The organism is Collinsella sp. AM18-10 (genome assembly GCF_003471585.1).
GTDB lineage: Bacteria > Actinomycetota > Coriobacteriia > Coriobacteriales > Coriobacteriaceae > Collinsella.
Window position 1 is genome coordinate 353,625 of record NZ_QRJO01000001.1, and the last position, 23,857, is coordinate 377,481.

Genomic DNA, 23,857 nt, shown 5'->3' on the forward strand with positions numbered 1-23,857 from the left:
GCCTGCTGCGGTCTGGAATTATACGTATCTGAACTAACTGTCCAGCGGAGTCCAAGACTGGGATCGCGCAGACTAGAAAGGGGGCGGCAACCGGGTGGTTGCCGCCCCCTTTGCGAAGCCAGTTGGCTTCGGAACTAGTGGTCGATGCCGTTGAGGTTCACCCTCGTGAGCGTATAGGTCACATAGTCGGGCGATTGAGGCGCTGCGCTCGCCACGTCACCCTTAACCAGGCTCGCTGTCATCACCAAGCGATAGCTCGCGTAGAACTGCTCACGCTGTTCAACCTGCGTGTTGACCTTAACGGTAAAGGGCAGGCTAAACGTCGTATTACCGTTCTTCGTTTTGAACTTGCCGTTCTCCTTCGAGTCAGTGAAGGTGATCGTGCTACCGGAGGGAGCGACCGCGGCAAGCTTACTCTCCGTCACTGTTACGTAGTTTGAGATATCATCCGTTACGCTCTCATACGTGCCGTCGGTTCCGCGGCGCTGAAGCGAGAGCGTGTACACAACAGAGTCTGCGTTCGCAATTGCCTCGGCGGCGTTGCTGAGTCCACCCAGTTCATACGTGGCACCCAGACCAATCGTGCCATTCGCGATCGGACGCAGGTCGTCCACGTTAATGCCAAGCTGCGACTTCTCAGGCGCCGATAGCGTAATGGTCGTATCACCCGTGTCCATGCGATAGTATCCAACGTTACCGCGCTTCGTCATCGCCAGGCTCGAGGTGGCAAGACCAGAATCGCGCGTCGAAAGCTTGGCGGTATAGGACATCTTGGTACAGGCGTCCTCGCCAGACTGCTTGGACAGGGAGATAACCTTGTTGCAGCCGTCCGGCGTAAGACGAATCTCTTCCACTACCGTACGCACGGTAAAGGATCCGCCCGTTGCACGCTTGCGGATTCCGGCAAGATCATGGTCGAGCGTGAGCCTCAGTGAGTCATCACCCGTATCCGTCACAATCTGTGTAAACGCAGGCGTCGAAGCGTCACACTTCTTCCAATCGCTGCCATTCCACATGTAGTTCTGATCGCCGACGGCAACATAGAACTTCGCAATTGCCGAGGTTCCGCTCGGGAAACTGCTTACTCCCATTAGGTTGTTGTTGGCGCCATAGCGACACAGCGATGTATCGAGCTGATAGAACAGATGGTCGCTCTCTGTATAGTATTGGCTCGGGCTAAACGTAACCGTATCTTTGACGTCAAGAGAAAGAACGTAGGCGGCACCGTCCTCCGACTTCGAAACCGGAATGCACGCCCCATCTTTTTTGTCGACTACATTCTGCTCATAATTGGACAAGATGCTGTATGTCGATGCCGTACTGTTTTGAATATCGTCGCTGCCATCGGTGCGTAAAACATGATGCAGATTCCAAGATATGCGGCCACCCGAAGAATTCGAGTCAATAGACGAAGCCGTAAAACCGTTGATACTAGCTTGCGTCACGCCGTCGCCCGACTTGGGCACGTTGACAACTAGGTAGACGCTCTCCGATGCACGCTTCTCTCTGCCGGTATCCTTCTCCTTAGGTACCTTTAGCGTATAGCGACTGTTGCTGGGAACGTCAGCACCCGCAACCTTAAACAGCGTCCACTTGCCATCGAGTTTCGCTTTAGCGGTCGCCTCTGCCTCGTTATCACACACGGTCCATGTGCCGGCGCCATCCTGTGTGGCCGACACACCCAAAATCTCGCTCAGCCATCGCTCCTGATATGGATTGCCCGCAGAATCCTTAAAGCCGTCGTTTCCGCTCAGGGAAACGCTCGTTGCTCCGCCTTCGCCCACCGTATAGTGATACTCTCTGCCACCGGCCCGGCCGTCAACGTTCGCATCGATGAGCGTAAGCTGGGTGCCCTGGGGCAACCTTCCGTCGGCACCATTGAAGAGGATGCTCTTACCGAGCCCCTTCATCGAGCCGCCAGCAGCCATATAGCTGTCCCAGCCAAAGTCGACTTCCTTCCCATTGGCAGAATTGTATGTCCAGGTAAGCAGACCCGTCATCGGCTCGCCAAAGCTCGTAAGCACGTGTGCATCTTTTCCAAGGTTAGCGTAGTCGCTTTCTTTAAATTTAGTGCCGTAATCATACGTTGCAGTGAAATCGATCTCGAGCTTGCGCTTAACGATGATCGGCACCTGAACGTTGTAGCTCTGACCCGCCTCGGTAAAGGTGACGGTCAGGAGCGTAAAGCGACCCTTGCCGTTATCCCAATCGGAGCTTGGGCTAAACGACATGTTGTTCTTGCCGTTGTTCACCACGCGAAGCGCGGGATTGTTCGACGCGCCATCGTCCTTAACGAACAGACCGTCCTTGAGTTGGAAAACCTCTGCTTTGGCCGTCACGTGCGGATTGGTGCCATTCTCGTTATTCAATCTGTAAGCGTCGGAGAAGCCGCCGTTCGTGACGATGTTTAGATAGCTCTTGACCGTCGTGTTGTCGTTGCCAGAGATCACCAAAACGGGGAAATCTGTTGTGGCCTGGTTGCTGCTTGTATCATTATTCGAATTGAACTTACTCGCCACGGATGAGGCATCGTAGCTCGAGGTATTTTGATAGGCGCCGTTGTCATTAATGCCGCCGATATTGGTGTAGGTGTAGCGGCCATCAACGCCAGCAGCCGCCTGGCTCTGGATGGTCGCCGCGGTTTCGATGGCGGCGCCGTCGCCAAACAGATAGCGGTCGGTGGTGTCGGTGTCGGATGCACGCACCGCCAGCGTGTTCACGGGGCTCGTGGTCACGTACGGGCTTGCCGCCGTGGTAGCGGTATCGTCCGCACCGTAGAGCGTGGTGCCCTCGTCGGGCGCGCGCAGCGTGTCCTTATAGTCGCCGAACGCGATGTAGGTCTTCCTGTTTACGACGGCCGCATTGGTCGTGTAAACCATCGGCGGCAGATCACGCGTGGTCTTGCCGTTGCCGAGCTTTACGTTCACGCCCGCTGCGGAGAGGCTATAGCCGTTTGTGTCAGCCTCGCCTAAGAGCACGCCCTGCTTAGAGCCCAATTTGTAGGTATTGCTGTCCATGAGCACGTTTACCAGATGGAACTGGCCGCGTCCGTCGCCCGCAATGCCGCCGTTGGAGGTTCCGCCAAACGTTGTGTTAGATACCTTTGTGTTGGTGACGTTGATGACGTCGGCACCGCTGTTAATCGCGCCAAGTAGACCGCCGCTCCACCTGCCCTTGATCGTGGCGCTCTCAATCGCGATATTGTTGCAGGCTATGTTCACATTGCTGAAGTAGTAGCCAATAAGTCCGCCCGAGCATTGGTCGGTGCCGGCAATGTTGATATTCTCGACGCTACAGTCCTCAAACCAGTACGTGTTGGGGCTGCCACTGCTCGTGACCTCGCCAATCAAGCCGCCCGCATTACGGATGCTATTGTTCGTTCCGGTGGCATCGCCGATGATGGCGCTCTTGGCATCGCCTCCGGCATCAATGCGCACGTTGCTTATAGAAATAACGCCTCTATAGGCGCTTCCGACCACACCGCCGGCGCCCATGTACTTATCGGTGTTCGACCCGGTGGCGAGTACATTTACCCCAGAGATGACTGCCGTGCTCGATGCGACGGCTTCCGTGATGCCAATTTTGGTGTTCACCGATACGTTACTGGAGGTATAACCGAACACGCCGCCCACGTAGGGTGTTGTACCCGTGGCGGTTATGGTCGAGTTTTTGCCAATAGTCTTCTCGTATACCCCTGTGGCCGCGGTTGTCCACACGCCGCACGGCGAGGCGATCGCACCCACATAGCCGCCAACGCACTTCTCGCCCGTGACGCTAAGGCCAGTGTATGAGCAGTCATAGAGATTCGCGGGCGCCTGCGTGCCGGAGCCGAAATTGACCATATAGGTCACGTCGTTATCCGTCCTTCGGCTGGTACGGCCCGAGCTGCCAAGAAGCCCTCCTACGCTCTTTGCGCCCAACACGGTGCAGTTCTTCATCTGTACGTTGCGGTAGACGCCACGCGTGTTGCCGTCGTAGTTGGCCGTTGCGCCCGCCAAAAGGCCGGTGCCGATGAGGTCGTTCGATGCCGGTCCCGAGGCAATGCTACCGTTGGCGTCTTTGTACGTGAGCGATACGTTGCAGTTACTAAAGGTGAGGTCTTTGACCTGAGCGCCGTCATTCGCGGTGACGCTCTGCCCCACATTGGTTGAGGTGAACATCACGGTGCTGAATAGGCCGCCCACGCCCGAGACCTTATAGTCGTCATCGGCATATTCGACGACGCCGTAAGTGGCATCTTTGGTGCCTACCGTGATGGTGGCCCCGTTGCCGTCGATCGTTGCCACGTGCGGCGTGATGCGGTCGCGATCGGTGGACGCCTCGTTCGAGCTGCAAGCATTGGAATAGTAACGGCCGCTGAGACCCACGTATCCCGTGCCGTAGCCGGTCATATCATAGGTGGCATTTTCCTTGAACTCCAGGCTCATGCCGATCGATTTCGACGCGCACACGTAGCCCGTTTGGTAGTCGGCAGCGTAGGACGCCACCAGGTAGGGCGAATTTACATCGTCATCATGGTTGAGCGGGCCGTGCCACCCCTGTTTGCCCGGGGCCTTCTGGTCATCGTTTTTGGCGGTTTCGAAATCGCCGGAAGCGCTCGCAGGCTTGCCCACGCAGTCGTAGCTGGCATTTCGCACCTTACCATATTCCTTGTTGCCAAACAGGTAGCCGTTTATCGCCGGGTCCTGCTTATCGCTGCCCCAGTACGCCTTGGAGCCGCGGAACACGCCATAATTAGCGTAGTCGGTATGTGCCGCTCCAGCACCCGCACCCGAGCTAATGATGGCCGAGAGCACCAAAAGGCCCTGGGCGTTTTCCACCGTGGTCACGGGTGCCTCGGCATCAGTGCCGATATACTTGTTGTCGGTGCCCGTGGTAGTGACGCAGGCAGCTCCCTTGTTTGTGAGCTCGTTGATCTTGTAGTTAGCGTTACCGTTTTCGACTTTGCAGCCCTCGCTAAAGGCATAGCCATCAATCACACGACCAACGTAGGGATTGTCGTACTGCCGGAAGTTGCCCGTTCCAAGACCCTGAGACTTGTCGCTGGTTCCAGCGCGCCAAGACGTCCCTGACATATTGCGGAAGATCACACCGCCGCCCGCAATGGCACCAACGTAACCGCCGATGGGAACAAGATGTGGCTTAGTTCCGCCACCAGCAACCGTAAAGCCGGTTGTGGGGTTATCGGGCGTTGTCCCATTCACGGCCACACCGTCGATAATGTTATCGCCGCCAAGGATGCAGCCGATAACGCCACCGAAGAACGACGTCGGAACACCGTCGGCATCCTTGGCAGAATAAGTAATAGTCGCCGACGCGTTCACATAGCGAATATTCAGATCGCGCACCACGCTGCCGTAACTATAGGGAATAAGGCCGCGAAGCGAACCCTCGTTATTCTCTATCTTGATGGTTGCCTTTTTATCACCTTTAGGGTTGCCAACGATGACGCCACGGAACGGGTTGGCTTTGTTGCCAAAACCGCCAAACGATGCGCCGTCGAGGGTGATCGTATTACCCCCGGTAGGTTCAATACTGTAGTACGCGCTTTGGATATAGCGGTGCATCATCTCGTCGGAAAGTGTGGCCGAAGGATCAGTGGTGTCGCCGGTCTTCTTTTCCCACTTCTTCCCAGTGTCTTTCGCCTGCTTATAGACGTACGTAACCTCATTGTCGGTTTTATTGTCGCTGCGGCGAGTACAGAGCGTACTCTGGTTGACGGCAATGGTGACCTCCCAACCGTCGAGCGCAGTTTGGTTGTTGATGTAGTTGGCGATGGCGTTCATCTCAGTCGCGTCCTTAACGGCATACGGATCGCCATATGTGCCGCATCCCTCTACCAGCTTTGGAATGCGCTGGTTGACTTTAATTTCATGATATTGGACGCCGCTCTCGGTGGCCTTTCCCTTATAAACATAAGGAAGATAGCCACCAAACCAAGGCCTGACGTCACCGTCCTTCTTACCATCAACCGTCACATAGCCGCTCACGGCACCATACGTCGCTTCGTCGTAATACCAAAGCTGCTTGCCCGGGTACTCCGTACTCCCATCAATCTCAGATCCGTATGTCACCTTGCCTGCATCGGCATCGGCATCGGCCTTAGTAAAGGTGTAGTCCGCAGAGCCCGTGCTCGTGCTTCCGTAGCCAAAACTCTCCAGCAGGCTCGCATGGGTGAAGATCGTTTTGTTCTTTTGGCTGGGCAAGCTGATTTGCTCAAACTTTGCCGTCACCTGATCGGCCTCACTGCCTACACCAAGCTTTCCGAACAGCGACGTAGCCGCCTTGGTGTCACTCGCGTACCCAGTAGTCTTGATATTCTTCGCGTTCAGGCTCACGTACTTCTGCATCTCGTTGATGAGCAGAGGCATATAGGCGTTAGCATCCGTGGCGCTGTTGGCGCCGTCGACAATCAGATTGTTGAGCGTAAGACCATCAATTGAGATCTTTCTAATCTTGGTGCCATTGCCGTCGCTGGACCCATACACGTAGCGGCACACGAGCGCGCCCGAAGAGCTTCCGCTTGCTCCATCAGTGTCTTCAGAGCTCTTTCCGTCATTAATAACGGGCCCAACAGTACCACGCAAAGTGACGTTTTTTACTGTGAGATCGCCGTTTGCCACCGTTCGAAAAAGACCGCAGTGCATGTTCTCGTGCTGGGTAGCATCGGAATTTAGCTTGTTGCCATTCTGCTCGGCCTTGATCTTGGAGTAACAGAAGGTAATGGTCGCATTCTCAACCGTCACCTCTCCGCTCGGCTGAGTGGGATAATAGCTGTAGCCGGCCAAATCGATTGTGCCCGTTATGGTTATGGAATCATCGAGCCCTGTCGTGCCATTGGGAACGATTGTCGAACGAATACCTTCGGGAGCATAACGGTAAGCAGACCATAAGAGCAGCTTTTCCGCTGTATCGATTTGCCTGCCACTAAAGCCGCCTTCACAATTCTTAGAGGCTATGTCGAGGTTGTAGAAGTAGCGGGTATTGCCGTTCGTATTCTGGCTTCGACCGAAAGACGAGCGATTATGGTAGCTGTTGTCTTTTGTGGAATCGCCGTCCATGTCCAGCTTGTTTTTCTGTGTGTGTAGCGAAACGACCGTGTTCCAGTCGGCGTCCATGAGCTTGCTGCCGTTGTTTGGTTTTACACCGCTGCCAACCCATTCATCGAAGGACGTTACGCCCGACGCAACGATGGCCCCCTCGCCGGTGGGCACCCTATAGGCGGTATCCCAATAAGCCCTGTCCTCCAAGTACAGGCCTAGGTAGCTCTCGACGCCATATGTCGTCTTATCATCCACCTTGCAGCCGCGGCAAACTAGAACGCCGAGCGTCTGAGCGGCGCCCGCATTAATGGTTGTGCCCGAGAGATCGATGGCATAGTTGTTGATAATCCAGTGGCCGCTCGCGGCGTATACAAGACCACCGAGTTCCTTGGAATCATCCGCAGTCGCGGTTATAGAAGCGTTGGTCGTTTTCAGAGCATAGGAGTTTTCATTCTTGTTAATGCTCTCATCTCCGATAGTTACGACCGCGTTGCCCCAGCTATAACCCAAGAAACCACCCGTGCCATTGAGCTTATCGCCGTTCCTGCCGACTTTCATTTCGAATGAATTGAACGAAAGGCCCGAAATGTTCACGTACTTATCAGCTGAGTTGGCTATTGTCCCTGCATTGTAGGTACTCTGTGCGATGCAGCCGATAAGACCACCGACTTGGGCGATCTTGCCGCCGGCGCAATCGCCAGTTTCGATTGATCCGGCGACTTCGACGCCCGCAACATTGAATGACGAGCCATAATCGCCCGCATAACCAATGGCGCCGCCAATGCGACTATTGCCGTTAAGCGTTTTAGTTGCAGCGATGGTCGCTTGAGCCTTGCTGTTATCCTTAAACGCAACCGTAGAAGCCGCCAACACGCTGCCCGCAATACCACCAATGTTCACGTCATTGGCAAACGTATCATCGCACGCGATATTCGTTTTGCACGTTACGCCAGACAATGACAGGTTGCCGACGATGGCACACGCAAGCGACCCGGCATCGATAGCCGAACCGTTATCGAACTTCATGGAGCCAGCGATTGTGACGTTGGAGATGGTTGCACCGTTGACGGCCGCGAACAAGCCCAAGCGGCCGTGGCGGTAGATTTTGCCGTTGCCGTTGCTCGTGTTATTGCCGTCGAGCACGTCTTCACCACGCTTGCCGTACGCCTCGCCGACGGCAAGATTGATTGTGCCGCCACCGTTCAACGTTCCCGAGAAAACTTGCGAGCCGTCTGCACGATCCTGCGTGAAACCCGTCAGACCCGTGCCCTTGAGATCAATAGTGCCGTTCACCGTAATGGTCGAGGACTGCAAGCCGTTAAGGTTGTTTTCGGTAACGCCGTCAACCATCGAGTAGTAGCCGTTGGTTTGCCAGGTAATCGCAAGCTTGGCGAAATCCTCAGCTGTGGTTAGGGCGTAGGCACCGTTAGCTGCCGTCAGCGAATCCGGCAAGGTCAACTTATGAGTGTCCGCATCAAGCTTAATGAAGTCGCCGCCCAGACGAACAACTTCACCGTAGGTCGCGATGTCGTCCGTCTTTGAGGCTGAGTTGCTACGCTTGAAGGTCCAGACCGCAGCGCCCTTGTCTCCCAGATCACCATTAGAGCCATTGCCGGCAGCAAAGATCAGCGCGTTGTGGTTCTCGTATACGAGCTGACCCGTCGTGGCGTTCTCGCCAAAACTTGCGCCCGACAGATCCGTGATGCCGCTGAATTTGATTACAGCATTCCACGCGGATCCCGCAATTCCCGCGGCACGGTTGCTTTGCGCCTTACCGATAGGATTGTCGCTTGTAAGTTTGAAATCTCGCACGTCAAGGACATTGCGCGTATCGACAACGCCCACGGCGCCACCGAACTTTCCGGTACCCGTTCGCGCCGAAGCATCTCCCTTGCACGCAACCGTCACGCCGTTGAAGACAACGGCAACGGGCTGCGAGTTAGGATTTGCGCTATCGCCAACATAGCCAACAACGCCGCCTGCGTCGGACAACTTGCTCGCAAGGTCAAACTCAATTAAGCACGTATTCTTATTATCTGCATCCTTTTCAACAACAAAGGCGCGCAAAGCGCCGTCGTCGTCCGTTTTCGTCGCGAACACCTTGCCGACAAGGCCGCCGTAGCTGCCGTTGACACTAACATCTTCTGGTAAGGCGAGTTTGCTCTTATACGTCCCGCCTTGCACCACGATGTCTCCATTAGAGATATCGGCCATGCCAAAAAGAGCGCCGGCGCGCTGCGACGCACCAAGAGTCACAAGGTCGCCCAGGTCGAACATATTGGACGTAACGGCAAATCCTTGCGCAAAGCTCACGTCGCCGATAACGCCACCAGAGCAAGCGCTGTTCTCGTCGCCAATATTTAGAGGACACCCAATCTGCTTATTATCCGCGCCCAGTGTGAGCACGGTCGCTTTACCAATAAAACCGCCGCTGGCAGTGGTGCCCTTGACGGTGAGCGCGTGTAGGTCGAGAGCCTCCGTGACGTTGACCATGGCACCTGCACTCGAGCCAACGAGGCCCACAACGCCACCGGCAGAGCCGCTCGTGGACTGGACGGTGGCAGTGGGAACATTGGTCAGGGTGCCGATGCTCAGGGTCGCACCGTCCTTGACTTCGCCTACGAGCAGGCCAGCGTTGCCAGAGCTCGTTTCGACGGTTCCGTCCGAGGCCAGATCGTTGGGGAACGTGACGGACTCAACCGTCAAGGCCCCGCTTTCGACCGTGTTACCAATCAAGCCAATGTTGCCCGTCGCATTCACCTTGAGAATCTTGTGGGAACCGGTGAAGCTATAGGTAACTTTCGCAGCAAGATAGCCCGTCGTCTCACCCAGGAGGGGTGCCGTCAAGACGGAAGTCGTATCATCCTTCTTATCAACGGGACCCGCGATGTCAACCGACGCGTTAAGCGTCTTGCTCTCTTCGCTGTTTTCCGCACCGCTGACCTTCGAAGCGACCATCGGCGCGCTATAGCTAGTCGCGCCCACCCACTTTATCCTGACCGTTTTGTTTTGGTCAGACAGCTTGAGGTTATTAAAAACCGTCCGATCAGTCGTAAGCTCGACGGGACTATCAACGTCCCTATAGATCCTGCCTTCAAACGGACATTCATCACTGCCAAGACCCTGGAAAGACATGCCGTTATTTGCCGACTCAGTGAGCTTCGCATCGCCCGTGATGATAACCTTGATCTGCGCATCATAGTAAAGCGAAGCGTCGGCGTTAGACAGGGCGGCGAACGCCTCCGACGACGTGACATTGAGGCTTTTGATTCCACTGTTATCTTCTTTGAGCTCGATGCCTTCCGCACCATTAGCCTCGAGCAGCTCGACAAGCTTTTCCAAATCCGTGATCGTCGCACCAGCCTGGGCCTCAGCGTCCTCCGAAGTCGCATCATCGGCATCTTGCTCGGCGTCGTCAGCGGCGGCATCGTCAGCGGCATCGTCGCCTTCCGTCTGGTCGCCCGTGGAATCGGAACCCGTAGCGCTATCGGTGGTATCGCCTGCTGCAGCGTCATCCTTCGCCGCGTCATCCCCAGCACTGTCGCTGTCGGCGCCGGTATCACTCGACCCAAACCCATTCGCGGCGTCGCCGTTGGTCTCGCCGCTCTCGGCAGTATCCAACGCCTTCGCAGATGCGGCAGCAATCTCGTTCGAGATGTTCTGCCAGCCTGCCGCCACAGCAGCCACCGTGGGCGAGCATGCTTGGAGCACCATGACCACCGTCATGAACTCTGCGAATATGCGCTTTGCCGTTCTCATCGATTCCGTACCTCTTATCCTAAAACTCCGCTTCCAGAGTTATCGAGTCTCCGTCGCGCCCGTCAGAGTAGTTCCGCTCACGCTAATGTCCAGGTCGCCCCAGCCACCGGGCGTTTTGCCGTCCGCTCGGTAAAAGTTGACGACCATCGAACCCGGCTCCATGGTGAACGTAGCCTTGCGAGCTGCAGCATCCACCGTCGCGCTATGGTTGGTCTCAAAGAACGGGTCGATCTCCACGTTCTCCCCCCACGTGAGCGTGACGTTTGCCGGTGCGCCCGTAACCGTCACGCGGTAGTTGTATGCAGCGTAATCAGCAAACTTGCCAGCCTCATCGACCAGCGCGCCCTCAACCGCAGTGGTTTTGACCTCGGCCCTCTTTGACGGCACGACTTTCGCCGCCAGACAGGTGAGCTCGGTGCCGGGGCTCTCGCCCGAAACCACCGTCGCCCTAATCACAAAGTAGGCATGTCCCAACTTGTCCTCAGGGAAGGTCACGGTGTAGTCGTGCTTGGTGGGCTGATTCTCCGGAAGTGTGACGCTGCCGCTGGGCTGGGGCGAATAGCTCCACGTGGCGCCATCGAGCCCATACCCCTCAACCGTCAAGGCGTACATCACGTTTTTGTCGTTGCAGAAGTTGCTGTTGCTCAGCAAATAGTTGTAGATGCTAAAGGTGAAGCTGCACTGTCCGCTGCTGGGATACACCGTAACGGAGCGCTGGGCACGGTCGAGCTCGTCGCTGCTAGGCGTACTCATGTAGCCCGTGAGCAGGTCGCTCGCAAACAGGCTCTGAGCGGTACCCGTCGCGGCGACGGACTTAAGAAATCCGTTGGCGATGTAGGCGGAATAGGTAAAGTAACCACCCATCACGAGCGCCACGGCGCAAACAAGTGCGATTGCCGCCACAACCAGCTTGTTCTTGACTAGGCTTTTGCTTTTTGCCAGCTGCTCGCGCTCGGCATCCTGCTGCTTCTCCCGCTTCTCCATGTGCGCCCCCTCTCCTACTTACCGCTCGTGTTGCGCGCGATCAGATAGATCACGTCGGTCTCTTTGGCGCTCTCGTCCCACGAAAGCTTGATGATAAAGTTGAGAGTGTCATTGCCAGTCGAGCCGTCGAGCGTCTTGGCGTTGAGTTCGCTTTTGCCGAATTTCTTGTATCGGTAGAGCGGGCGCGCGTTGCGCTGGACGTTTTGATAGTCCTTGAATGTAGGGTCGCTTGCGCCCTCGCCCGGCACGGCTGCCAGACCGTCGTTCTCCTTGTTGATATATTCGAAGCTCGTCAGCAGGTTCTCTCCGGTTGCTTTCCAGCTATAAGATTTGCCGTCTGCGGTACCGCTCACGTCGGGCGTCTGGAGCGCAGACGTGTTCTCGGCTCTGTACAGCTCAATAGTGAGACCCGTAATGTTGGTCGTATTCGCGAGTTGCAGCTCAAAACCGTCACCGCCCGTTTGCACGCAAAACGCACGCTTGAGCGTCACCGTGTTGCCAGTCTTGGTATCGCCGTATTCGGGGTTGTAGCTCAGGTCGATCTGCTCTGTTGCCGTAGCGTTGGGGCCCAGCACTTTGAGCTCTGCCGGCTCCTTGATCTTGCCGACGGTGGAGCCGCGATTGGCATCGACGAACCATCCGAGCGTCAATCCCAGCAACACGAGAAGCACGGCCACCAGACCCACGATGGCCAGGGATTCGCGACGGTGGTCGCTCACCCAAGCCTTGATGCGCTCGATGCGGCCAGCCGGACGCGCTTCGCCGTGCGAGCCGAACCCGTTGCCGCCGGGGTTTGCCGCTCCTTCGTTGTGTTTGATATCGCCCTGCTCGCGGGCATTAAGCTGCTCGTCCATTTATTTATCCGCCTCCTTGGCGGTGAAGCGCACGCGAATGTACTTGACGTTCTTGCCGATAATCTCGTCGGCGTTGTTGTAGTAGCTGGCGCAGGTTTCCACATCCGCAGAGGACATGCCGGCTCCGACAGGCGGAACCGCGCTAGGCGCCTGACCTGGCACGCTCGTGCTATCGGCGCGGAAATAGCGCGCGTGGTTATTGTTGATGTCGCCGACGAGGGTTGTGTATCCCCCCTCGTCGCCTGTGTTAGCGAAAAGGTTGCCACCGTAGCCGGCGTTGCCCGTGCGAACATAGCTCTTGAACTGTTCCGGCCAAATCCAGTAGAGGGTTTTGGTGACGGTTTCGGTCGTGCTATTTGAGTCCGCAGCGTAAAAGCTCGACTTTGGGATGGTAAAGCTCTGCGTAATGACGGTGACGCTGGCCCCGTCCTGGGTCACCGTGGTGGTCGTGGGGACCAGCGGATTCGAGTAAAAGCCAGAGGCATCTTTGCCCTGAAAAACCAGGATATGACCGCGCACCAAATCTTTAAGCGAGTTGATGATCTCTTCGTTTTTCGATGCATCCGCAGCAGTGCCGCCCGTGCCCGCAACGCTCGTCTGAACAGAAATTTCCCAGGTCATCTCCACCGTGATATCGTGCAGGTCATTGCAGAGCGGCCTGACGTTGAGCTGGAGCTGGCCGGCCGACCCCGGAGAGAGACCGCCATCGGTGCTCATGTTATTGAGGTTGAAAAGATTGTTCACGGCAAGGCTTGTACTGTCCGACGCGTAGTTGTCCTGAGTGTCGTACTTACCCGCCGTGCCGCCCTGCGTTCCCGAGAGCACAAACCGCGGGCCCTTCGCCGCGATCGTGCTCCCCGTGGCACTCACTCGGTTATTCGCGGCAAACCAGGCCAGGCATGCAAAGATGGCAACGATGGCGGCCAGCACAAACAGACCGCTCACCAGGAAATCCTTCCAGAAATCCTTGAGGGTCCGCACGTGCTCGTCGGCAGCTTGGCGGTACTCGGCCGCCGTCTTGTGCTGCTGGAGCTCGCTATGTCGGTCCATGCCACTCATCGTTTACGTTTGCCCTGCTAGCGGGCGTGCCATCCTTTCCGCTCGGTCGCGTTTATCCGTTGTTCGCAGGTAGAGAATTCAGGCAGAATACAACACCATACGATAAGGTAAAAGAATAGCATTGACCTGCGGTTTGCTCCACAGCGCAAGCCTTAATGATGTCTTAAAGATTACGAATAGCAGCTTCTTCCATATGCCAAGGACATGGTGCAAACAAACCTGACCACTTGCACCAATCCGCAGCACCGGGCAGCGGGCACACGGCGTGCCGCCCCTTAACACCCCAACGCGCGCACGGGTATCACGTAGATACCGTCCTCGACCTCGCGGGCGTACTCACCCACCCCCACAATCACGGCCATAAACTCCGGTTCGCGTGTGCGTGAACGAGGATTTCCACAAACCTTCTTGCGAACGCGCTTGAGGCTCTCAACGCCGGCGCTCGCCTTATCTTCGCTCACCTTAATCTCAAAGGCGGCCCACCGTCCATCGGCTAGCTGCACGATGGCATCGCATTCAAGGCCCGAATCGTCGCGATAATAGCGCACGGGCGTGCTATCCAGCAGGTCGAGCGAACGTGCGTAGACCGAAAGATCGCGTATGACCAAATTCTCAAACACCAGACCAAATGTCTGCCAGTCGGCAAGCAGCGCCTGCAAGGACATACCTAGCAAGGCGCAAGCAAGGCTCGGATCTGCCAGATAGCGCTTGGGCTTGACGGTAAAGCGTCGTTTGTCGCGCGCGGCGGGAACCCAACCGGGGACCTCCTCGAGAATGAACATGCCTTTGAGGGCATCCAGGTACCTGCGCACCTTGGTCTCGTCGGCAAACGCTGCGGGTTCCCCCTCGGCACCGAACATATCCATAAGAATCGTTTTATACGTGGTCGCCTGTCCCAGATTGCGCGCGATCGATGCGGAGACTCGACGAGCAATATCGGGGTCGAGACCAACCGCCGGGAAGCTGCTCGAAAACGTAGTGTTGAGATATTCGCGAGCGATGAGCTGGGCGTCAGCCGAAACCATATCGATCGCCTCGGGCCAGCCGCCGCGGCAGGCGGCTTCGACAAGCCCCGGTGTATCGCCATTGCACCGACAGGGCTCAAAACGATGCTCAAACAAGCCCGCCAGGCTCACCTTGCCGCTGGACTCACCTGTCTCGGCAAGCGTCATGGGGTACATGCGGACGCGGCCGATGCGGCCGGCTCCACTATGCGCGGGTGCCTCCGTCTTTGAGCCAAACGCAGGCGTGGCGGAACCCGTGAGGATATAGGCGCCGCGCGTGCCCCGGGTGCGGTCAACCTCGTGTCTAACGTAGTCCCAAATCTGGGGAACTCGCTGCCACTCATCGATAATATGCGGACGGTCTCCCAGCAACATCATCGCCGGGTCGGCACGCGCGAGGTCGAGATTCTCGTCGACATACGAGACGGACGCCCCGTGCTCGAGCGCGGCCCACGTCTTGCCGCACCACTTGGTGCCCGCAATCTCGACCGCGCCAAAGACGCGAAGGTAGCGTTCGATTTGCGCATCCACGATACGCGGGATGTATCCGTCCCGATGTAGCCTCTCGCCCGCCATGAGCCACCCCCGCAGATTTCCAGTTCCTGCTTTCTGGTTCTTCTATTCCACTGTAGCAAATTCGGATTTTTGGGTGGTTGCGATTCGGATTTTCGTGTTCATATAATTCGGATTTTCATGTTCTAAGAAGTCGGATTTTCTGAACCCGCTGGTCAGTGGCGCTCTCATTGGCAAAAAGGCGGGGAGCACCGATACGGCACTCCCCGCCCACTCAATACGCGATGGCTTTCTCAACTACAGCTCGTTGGCCGCGTGATATGCCGTGCGAATGGCGCTCGCAATATCGGCGGTGCGCTCGCCCGAGCAGTCACCCACGCAGGTCACGGGCACCGTCACGCCGTCCAGGTCAAACGCGTTGGCCTTGGAGCCCACGGCCATCACCACGTAATCGCAGGCGATCTTCACCGGCTCCTCGGCGCCGTCCTCGGTGGTGCGAATGGCCTCCACGCCCTCGTCGGTAATGGCGGTCAGGCGGGTCTTCACGTGCTGCTCCACGTTGTGCTCTGCGAAGTCGCTCATGATCAGCGGCAGAATGGTCTCGGACTCGCCCGCGGCAATCTTGTCGAGCATCTCCACGATCGCCACCTCGCAACCGTGCTGCAGCAAGTACTCGGCAGTCTCGGTGCCCACCAGGCCACCGCCAATGACGGCGACGCGTCCCGTAAGCTCCACCTTGCCGGCCAGCACGTCCCAGCTCGAGACGACCTTCTCCGAATCGGCACCCGGAACGGGGATGACCACGTCGTGCGCGCCCACAGCCACAATCGCGGCGTCGGCGGCGTTGAGATCCTCGGCCGTAGCGGCATGGTTGAGCTCGACCTTCACGCCCAGGCCGGGCAGAATCTTCTCGTAGTACTCGACCGAGCGCATGATCTCGTCCTTGCGCGGAGGCGCGGCCGCCAGCACAATCTGACCGCCCAGATGATCGCTCGCCTCGTAGACGGTCACGTCGTAGCCGCGCTTGGCCGCCACGCGCGCGGCCTCCAGGCCGGCAATACCGCCGCCCACCACGGCGATCTTCTTGTCGCCCTCGCCGGGCTTAATGGCGACGGTCGCCTCGTCGCCGTTCTCGGCATTGAGCACGCACGAGATGTACTGACGGTTTTGAATCGCGTCGACGCAGCCCTTGTTGCAGTTGAGGCACTCGCGGATGGGCTCACCCGTGGCGGCCTTGAGCGCAATGTCGGGGTCGCACATGAGCGAGCGGCCGTACGCGACGATGTCGGCCGAACCGTCTTCCAGGATCTTCTCGCCCGCCTCGACCGAGACAACGCGGCCGACGGTTGCCACCGGCACGGAGACCAGGGCCTTGACGCGCTCGGCCACGGGCAGCGTCCAGTTGTAGGGCATGGCGCCCATGGGCGGAATGGTGTCGCCCATGTTGCCGGTGTGGTTGGCCTGCGCGACCTGGATCATGTCGATGCCGGCGCCCTCGAGCAGCTTGGCGAACTCGCAGGCCTCATCGGGCAGCAGACCGCCCTTGCCGCGCGTCGTGCCGTCGGGGTTCTCCATGATCACGGGGAGTTTGTACTCCACCATCAGCTCCGGCGCGGCCTCCTTAATGGCGGCGACGACCTCGAGTGCGTAGCGGACGCGGTTCTCGAACGAGCCGCCGTACTCGTCGGTGCGCTGGTTGAGGATGGCCGAGCACAGCGAACCCACCAGACGGTCGCCGTGGACCTCGATGGCGTCGATGCCAGCCTGCTGCGCGCGGGCGGCCGAGGCGGCGATAGCCTCCTTGATCTGGGTGAGCTGCTCCACGGTGGCCTCGTTCACAAAGTGCTGCATGTCGTGGTGCAGTTTGGCGTAGGCCTGCTTGCGGATCTCGTTGGACTCGGCCATTTTGGCGGCAAAGGTCTCCTCGTCGCCGGCGGCCTTGGCCTCCTGCGCAGCTTTCGCAGCGGCCATGGAGCCCATGACCATGCGGCCGACGCCGGGGACGTCGTACTCGGGGTGGAACAGCTGCAGGGCGATCTTGGCGCCGTACTTGTGGACGGCGTCGGCCAGTGCCTTAAACGTGGGGATCTGAGCGTCGGTCGCCAGCTTGGGCGTAGGGCTTGCGGTCATAACGGGAGCGACGTCGCCGATGACGATGTAGCTCACGCCGCCACGGGCCAGACGCTCGTAAAAGGCCAGGCTGCGCTCGCCGATGGAACCGTCGCGCTCCTCGTAGCCGGTGGTAAGCGGCGGGAACATAATGCGGTTTTTGAGCTCAAGGGGGCCAACCGTAATGGGTTGAAGCAGCTTGGACGCAGGTGTGGTCATGGACATTCCTCTCTTGTAGGCGCGGCGGCGATGATGCCGCGTAGTTGTCTAGAGGATATGACATGGGGGCACAGTGGCGCAACGGAAATCGGCAGACAGCAGGTAGCGGCAGGTGGATGGGGCGGGGCGGCCCGTCGGTTTGTCTCAATCTGTAACAGTTAGGCCCACTTTTGGCCTCCACCTGTTACAGATCGAGACAAACCAATCTAGCCTGCCGAAAGATCTAGATCTGTAACAGTTACTCAGTAAAAACCGTCCCTCGTGTTACAGATTTAGACAAACCGTCCAGGCGGGGACTCAACATCTCAATCTGTAACACCTAGCCGCCCAAATCGGGTCTAGATGTTACAGATCGAGATTTTGTTTGAGAGGCTGAGAATTGGACCGAAAAACACGGTCCCGGAATAACAAAAAAGCTCGCCGGCTAGGCCGACGAGCTGCAAGTTCTTGGTCGCGGGGGCAGGATTTGAACCTACGACCTCCGGGTTATGAGCCCGGCGAGCTACCAGACTGCTCCACCCCGCAATGTCTGGGCGCCTCATGTGCGCAAGAAAGAATATTACGTGGGAGTTCGGTAAACGGCAAGGAAAATCTCGTAGAGCATAATTCCTTCATATTTAAACCTCTCAGCCCTTATCACCGTAAACGAATCACAGCCGAGCGCCGTCGATGGCACGTATACAATGGTGCGCGTCCTTTTATGCCGACACCGGGAGTAGACATGCTGCTCGCTATCGATATGGGAAACACGCAGACGGCCATGGGCTTGTTTGACGGAGACGAGCTGGTGCAGTCGTGGCGCATGCCCACCGACCGCTCCTATACCGCCGACGAGATCCACGTGCGCCTGATGGGTTTCTTTAAGATGTACGGCCTCTCGCTCGATGCGGTCGATGCGATCGCCTTTGCGGGCGTGGTGCCGCAGCTCTCGCGCGAGTGGCACGCCGTGGCCGACCGCATCGCGGCGGATGCCATCGTCATCGGGCCGCAGACGGCTGCCGTGACCAAGCTGCGCGCGGCGCGCCCCCAAGCCGTAGGTGCCGACCGCGTCGCCAACGCCGTTGCGGCCGAGACTTTCTACGGCGCGCCGGCAATCGTGGTGGACTTTGGCACCGCGACCAATATCGACGTCATCGATGAGGACGGTTATTACATTGGTGGGGCGATCGCGCCGGGCATCCGCATCTCCATGGACGCGCTTGCCACCCGAGCCGCCAAGCTCGCCAGCGTGCCGCTCGAGGCGCCCGAGCACGCCATCGGTCGCGATACCGAGGAGTGCATTAAGGTCGGCGCCGTGGTGGGCGCTGCCGCCATGGCCGAGGGCCTGGTCGCGCGCATGAAGCGCGAGCTGGGCCGCGAGGATGCCACCGTTATCGCCACGGGCGGTCTCGCCGGCATCGTCGCCGATTCGACCGACGCCTTCGACGTGGTCGACGGCCAACTCACCATCAAGGGCATCTGCGAAATCTACCGCCGCATGCAGGAGCTGGGATAGAGCAGGGGCTTAAGTCGAGCACGCCCGATGTCACAGCCCCGCAAACGTTCGCCAAGCCTATTCCTCAAAACTGAAAAATTTTCAATTTTGAGGAATAGAGACTCCTCGAATACGCCCAGCGCAGCGATATCGTGCATGTTTCCTATTCCTCAAAATCGAAAGATTTTCAGTTTTGAGGAATAGGGTGCTGACAACCCATTCCCCAGACAACAAGACCCTCCCCAGCACAGGCCGAAGAGGGCTTCGTTGTCATCGCTATCTTTGAGCGCGGGCACCTCGCGTTACAGTCCGCGAATCCGTACGGCCTCGGGCGGAAACTCCTGCTCGCCGGCATCGGTCTTGATGGTCGCGCGGCCCCAGATGTCCAGGCCCGCAAACACACCGACCGCAAGCGGCAAGCCACTGGGCGACACCGCCGCGACCTGACGACCCAGCAGTGGCACCATATCGAAGTACTCGCCCAGCACGGGAGCCAGCGGACCGGCAGCGCCCTGTGGTGTGTTGGCGGCAACCGCCCAGGTGTCCACGCGGACCAGCACGGCGGCGGCCAATGCCTCGATCAGCGCCTCATCTGCCATATCCACACCAAGCTCACCCAGCGCCGCACGCTCAATATCAACCGTCACCGCGGCAAACATGCCCGCAGCACCGGCACCGCCGTTCACGGCAACACGCGCGAGTGACGTCTCAAACGCAGGCGCACCGCACACGATGTCACTCGGCCACTGGATACCCACCTTACCGGCAAGGCCCAGGCCCGGCGTCGACGTCGTGCCCACGAGCGCGTCCATCATGCCCATCGCGGCCACAAACGGAAGACCGTGAAAGGCGTGCATGTTCACGTCGGGGCGAACGACCAGCGAAAACGTCAGCGAAGCATCGCCCGCGCTCCACGCGCACCAGCCCGCGGACACGCCCTCGCGGCCCGCGTCACGCGCCGCGTCGAGCTCGGTGCCGGCGGCAACAGCATTCATCTCGATCATCTACATGCGCCCCAATTCGCCCACGATATGGCCCACGCGGTCCTCGGGCTCCTTGACCTCGACGCCGTTGTAGCGGAAGAACCGCGCCGGATCGTGCATCAGATCCTCGAGCGGCACCAGCACAAAGTCGCGCTCGCCGATCAGCGGATGCGGCAGGCGCAGCTTTTTGCCCCCGTGGGTCTCGCCGTCCATCCACAGCAGATCCAAGTCGATGGTGCGCGGACCGTTGGCCTTGGCCTTTTTGGAGCGGTCGCGACCCAGCTCGGCCTCGATCTTCATGAGCTCGTCGAGCAGCACCAGCGGCGCCAACTCGGTCTTGATCTCGATGACGGCGTTGGCAAACGCGTCCTGGCGCGTCTCGTAGGCCGGCTCGCTCTCGTAGATCTTGGAGGAGTTGGACACGCAGGTAAGTGGAATCTCGGCGATCATGTCGCGTGCGGCGCGGATGTTGTCGCAGCGATGCCCCAGGTTGGAGCCCACGGCCACAAACGCGCGGCGCGGCTGCGGCTTGGCAACCGCCCAGTAGCCATTCAGGAACTGCGCAAAGCCCGCGGCGTCGTGCACGCGCACGATGTTGGCACCGGCCTGGATGGCGCCCAGGCACACGCCAAACGTAGCGGCATCGCGCTCGGCGGCCTCGGTCACGCCCGAGACGGCGCCCACAAAGCGCTTGCGCGATACGGCGCACATGAGCGGATAGCCCAGTGACGCCATCTTGGCAGTCTCGCGCTGGATGACGATGTCCTCGTTGGCCGTCTTGCCAAAGCCCGGACCGGGATCGATGCAGATGCGGTCGCGCGACACGCCGGTGTGGATGAGCGCGCGGGCCTGGTCGGACAGAAAGCCCATGACGCGGCGCATGATGGGCGCCGAATCGGGCAGGGTGAAGCGGCGGAGCTGCGAGGTGGGCACGTAGGCTTCCTCGCGGCGGGCGCTGCGGCGCATCATGGCGGCCAGGCGGTCATTGGGCTCCGATGCGGCCTCGGTGGCCTCGGGCGCGGGCGCGACGGTCTCGGCGGCAGCAGCCTGCTCGGCGGCCGGCGTCTCCTGCTCGCTTGCAGGCTCGGTCGCGGGCTCAGGTTCGCCAAACGGCAACGAGGGCTGCACCACGCCACCCGGAAGCTTGGCCTCCGGCTTAGGCTCACCCAGCAACTTGCCGCGACGGCGGCGAGCCGGCTTCTCGGCCTCACGCGCGGCCTCGGCAGCCGCCTCGCGCGCCTTCTCGGCAACAAACGCCGCCGCCGAGGTATCGAGCTGCACCGTTGCGTGCGTGCGGGTAGGCGCGGCGACCTCGCCGGCATGCATCACGATGACACCGCAGGTGCTCGTCTTAACAAACTCGACCATCTTGGGGTCAGTGAAGCCGGTCACGTCGTTGACGATCGAGGCGCCGCAGCGCACGGCCGCCTTGGCAACCGCCACGTGACGCGTGTCGATCGAGACGATGGCGCCCTCTTTGGCCAGCGCGCGCACCACGGGCAGCACGCGGCGAGCCTCCTCGTCGGGATTAACCGGGGTAAAGCCGGGGCGCGTGGACTCGCCGCCTACGTCGATGATGTCGGCGCCGGCGTCGAGCATCGCCAGGCCGTACTCGATGGCGGCATCCGGGTCGAAGTGCTCCCCGCCGTCGCTAAACGAATCGGGCGTCACGTTGAGGACGCCCATGATGCGCGGACGGTCAAAGCTGAGCTCATACTTTCCGCACCGCCATGTCTTGCTGTCGTTCGCCATGAACATCCTCCTAAAATGCCCACGCCGCCGAGCTTGGGGAGCTGGCAGCGGGGTCGCTTTGCACTCAGTCTTTCTATTGTATCCGCGCACACGGGCTAGAACGCAAACGCGGCCGCGATGTCGCAAGAAATCAGCAGGTCGGCATTTGCATCCTGATCGGTGGGAGCAAGGTTGCATATGGCCAGCGTATCGCCGGTAAAGTAGCGTGTAAGGCCCGCCGCCGGATACACCACGAGCGAGGTCCCGCCTACAATGAGGGCATCGGCCGCGGCGATGGCGGCAACGGCACCGGTCAACACATGCTCGTCGAGCGGTTCTTCGTAGAGCACCACATCGGGCTTGATGCGACCACCGCACGCGGGGCACACGGGCACGCCCGCGGCGTCCTCGTGCTCGCGCGAGCAAATCCACTCGGCGCTATAGACCGCTCCGCACGACTGGCAAATGTTGCGATGGACCGATCCGTGCAACTCAAACACGCGCTGCGAGCCCGCCATCTGATGCAAGCCGTCGATGTTTTGCGTCACCACGACATCGAGCTTGCCAGCTCGCTCCAGCTCGGCGAGCTTGGTGTGACAGCGGTTGGGCTTAGCGTTAAGCGCGATCATCTTGGTGCGGTAAAAGTCGAAGAACTCCGCCGGATGCGTCTCGTAAAAGCTGTGCGAGAGCATGGTCTCGGGCGGGTAGGCAAACTGCTGGTGATACAGGCCGTCAACGCTGCGAAAATCGGGAATGCCGCTTGCCGTGGAAACACCAGCGCCACCAAAGAACACCATGCGCTTGTGGGTATTGAACAGCTCCGCCAGCGCGGCGGAGGCCTGCTTGGGATCTGTTATCGCTTGCGTCATGTTTGTCCTCCGTCCATGTTGGTCGGGGCGGCCGCGATTGCGCCGTCGTCCGCGGGGCCCGCCCCGCCCCTGTTGCGCTAATCTTAAGCCTGCCAACCCCGTCGAAAGGACACCATGCCTCAGACTTACACTTTCGCCTCGTGGAACGTCAACGGCCTGCGCGCCGTGCTCAAAAAGGACCCGAGCTTTATCCAGATTGCGCAAGAACTCGACGTCGATATCCTGGCGCTGCAAGAGACCAAGCTGCAAGAAGGCCAGGTCGATATTGACCTGCCCGGCTATCACCAAACCTGGAGCTACGCCGAGCGTAAAGGCTATTCGGGCACTGCGGTCTTTAGCCGCCAGGAACCGCTGCGCGTGCTGCACGCCGATGCGCTGCTGCCCTACGCCGGCGAGGGTGAGGCAGCTGAGCTCGTTGCCCAAGCCGTAACCGAGGGCCGTGTCTGCGCGCTGGAGTTCGACAAATTCTGGTTTGTCGACGTCTATACGCCCAACGCCCAAAATGAGCTCGCGCGCATCGATGTGCGCATGGCCTGGGACGATGCCTACCGCGGCTTTTTGAACGCACTCGAGCGCGAGACCGGCAAACCCGTCGTGACCTGCGGCGACTTTAACGTGGCGCACGAGGAAATCGACCTTAAGAACCCCAAGTCCAACCGCGGCAACGCCGGCTTTTCGGACGAAGAACGCGGCAAGTTTACCGAGCTGCTCAACGCCGGCTTTACCGATACCTGGCGCACGGCAAACCCCGACGTCGAGGGCGTCTACAGCTGGTGGAGCTATCGCTTTAATGCCCGCAAGAACAACGCAGGCTGGCGCATCGACTACTTCCTGGTAAGCGACGCAATCGCCGACAACGTACGCGACACCGGCATCCGCGGCGACATCTTCGGCAGCGACCACTGCCCCGTCACCCTTACGTTGGAGCTCTAACTCCAGCTGCCCCCGGAGACGAAGGAAAACGGATCATTTTGGGCCTCGTGGGGGTATCCGCGTGACCCATCCGCCACGAAACACGCCCATCTACTACGTTTAAGCCACCACCCTCAACCACAGCGAACAACGCAAAAAGAAAACCGCAGGTAGAAAGCCTGCGGTTTTTCATAAAACGCGGTTGTGTTTGGGGGTGTCGGGCCAAACATAGTAGATAGGCCGATTCCGTGGCGGGCGGGTTCAGCTGATTCCCTGGGAACGTCTGGAGGCGAAAGAAAACGGATCAATTTGGCTCTCTGAGGGCCACGATGCCCGTCGTATCA

11 protein-coding genes and 1 tRNA gene are annotated in these 23,857 nt (G+C 59.1%); 2 read left to right on the top strand and 10 right to left on the bottom strand.

Annotated elements, in window-relative coordinates:
- Positions 1–134 precede the first annotated feature (134 nt).
- The 7 genes from DW211_RS01440 to DW211_RS01470 all read right to left on the bottom strand — a co-directional run bounded on the left by DW211_RS01440 (position 135) and on the right by DW211_RS01470 (position 18,069).
- Positions 135–10,802, bottom strand: a complete 10,668-nt coding sequence (locus tag DW211_RS01440; RefSeq protein WP_118258782.1) for a hypothetical protein — start codon at positions 10,800–10,802, stop codon at positions 135–137.
- Positions 10,803–10,841: 39 nt separating this feature from the next.
- Positions 10,842–11,786, bottom strand: a complete 945-nt coding sequence (locus tag DW211_RS01445; protein ID WP_118258784.1) for a hypothetical protein — start codon at positions 11,784–11,786, stop codon at positions 10,842–10,844.
- A gap of 14 nt (positions 11,787–11,800) precedes the next feature.
- Positions 11,801–12,640: a hypothetical protein gene (locus DW211_RS01450; RefSeq protein WP_118258785.1), complete on the bottom strand. Its 840-nt coding sequence runs from the start codon at positions 12,638–12,640 to the stop codon at positions 11,801–11,803.
- Positions 12,641–13,690, bottom strand: coding sequence for a hypothetical protein (locus DW211_RS01455; RefSeq protein WP_117759358.1), 1,050 nt, complete (start codon positions 13,688–13,690; stop codon positions 12,641–12,643). It abuts the gene before it with no gap.
- A gap of 284 nt (positions 13,691–13,974) precedes the next feature.
- Positions 13,975–15,279, bottom strand: a complete 1,305-nt coding sequence (locus DW211_RS01460; RefSeq protein ID WP_118258787.1) for an ATP-binding protein — start codon at positions 15,277–15,279, stop codon at positions 13,975–13,977.
- Positions 15,280–15,513: 234 nt separating this feature from the next.
- Complete coding sequence (gene bilR / locus DW211_RS01465; RefSeq protein ID WP_233540914.1) at positions 15,514–17,544, bottom strand: bilirubin reductase, long form; 2,031 nt, start codon at positions 17,542–17,544, stop codon at positions 15,514–15,516.
- 448 nt (positions 17,545–17,992) lie between these two features.
- Positions 17,993–18,069, bottom strand: a tRNA-Met gene (locus DW211_RS01470).
- Between the two features lie 196 nt (positions 18,070–18,265).
- Here DW211_RS01470 and DW211_RS01475 point away from each other — a divergent pair.
- Positions 18,266–19,039, top strand: a complete 774-nt coding sequence (locus tag DW211_RS01475) for a type III pantothenate kinase (protein WP_158568462.1) — start codon at positions 18,266–18,268, stop codon at positions 19,037–19,039.
- 281 nt (positions 19,040–19,320) lie between these two features.
- Here the strand turns inward: DW211_RS01475 and DW211_RS01480 are convergent, their stop codons facing one another.
- From DW211_RS01480 to DW211_RS01490, 3 genes are all read right to left on the bottom strand, one after another.
- Complete coding sequence (locus tag DW211_RS01480; protein WP_118258792.1) at positions 19,321–20,022, bottom strand: hypothetical protein; 702 nt, start codon at positions 20,020–20,022, stop codon at positions 19,321–19,323.
- On the bottom strand, positions 20,023–21,753 hold the full coding sequence (gene folP, locus DW211_RS01485; protein ID WP_118258794.1) for a dihydropteroate synthase: 1,731 nt from the start codon (positions 21,751–21,753) through the stop codon (positions 20,023–20,025). It lies immediately after the preceding gene.
- Between the two features lie 95 nt (positions 21,754–21,848).
- On the bottom strand, positions 21,849–22,601 hold the full coding sequence (locus DW211_RS01490; RefSeq protein WP_117840347.1) for an NAD-dependent protein deacylase: 753 nt from the start codon (positions 22,599–22,601) through the stop codon (positions 21,849–21,851).
- A gap of 114 nt (positions 22,602–22,715) precedes the next feature.
- On the opposite strand from DW211_RS01490, the gene DW211_RS01495 reads away from it, so the two are divergent.
- Entirely contained in the window at positions 22,716–23,534 is an 819-nt protein-coding gene (locus tag DW211_RS01495) for an exodeoxyribonuclease III (protein ID WP_118258796.1), read from the top strand.
- Positions 23,535–23,857: the final 323 nt, after the last annotated feature.

What these genes read in the sequence shown, in the direction of transcription:
- DW211_RS01480 (WP_118258792.1), bottom strand. Translation starts at nt 20,022, where the DNA reads ATGATCGAGATGAATGCTGTTGCCGCCGGCACCGAGCTCGACGCGGCG.
- DW211_RS01495 (WP_118258796.1), top strand. Translation starts at nt 22,716, where the DNA reads ATGCCTCAGACTTACACTTTCGCCTCGTGGAACGTCAACGGCCTGCGC.
- DW211_RS01490 (WP_117840347.1), bottom strand. Translation starts at nt 22,601, where the DNA reads ATGACGCAAGCGATAACAGATCCCAAGCAGGCCTCCGCCGCGCTGGCG.
- DW211_RS01445 (WP_118258784.1), bottom strand. Translation starts at nt 11,786, where the DNA reads ATGGAGAAGCGGGAGAAGCAGCAGGATGCCGAGCGCGAGCAGCTGGCA.
- DW211_RS01460 (WP_118258787.1), bottom strand. Translation starts at nt 15,279, where the DNA reads ATGGCGGGCGAGAGGCTACATCGGGACGGATACATCCCGCGTATCGTG.
- folP (WP_118258794.1), bottom strand. Translation starts at nt 21,753, where the DNA reads ATGGCGAACGACAGCAAGACATGGCGGTGCGGAAAGTATGAGCTCAGC.
- DW211_RS01440 (WP_118258782.1), bottom strand. Translation starts at nt 10,802, where the DNA reads ATGAGAACGGCAAAGCGCATATTCGCAGAGTTCATGACGGTGGTCATG.
- bilR (WP_233540914.1), bottom strand. Translation starts at nt 17,544, where the DNA reads ATGACCACACCTGCGTCCAAGCTGCTTCAACCCATTACGGTTGGCCCC.
- DW211_RS01475 (WP_158568462.1), top strand. Translation starts at nt 18,266, where the DNA reads ATGCTGCTCGCTATCGATATGGGAAACACGCAGACGGCCATGGGCTTG.
- DW211_RS01455 (WP_117759358.1), bottom strand. Translation starts at nt 13,690, where the DNA reads ATGGACCGACATAGCGAGCTCCAGCAGCACAAGACGGCGGCCGAGTAC.
- DW211_RS01450 (WP_118258785.1), bottom strand. Translation starts at nt 12,640, where the DNA reads ATGGACGAGCAGCTTAATGCCCGCGAGCAGGGCGATATCAAACACAAC.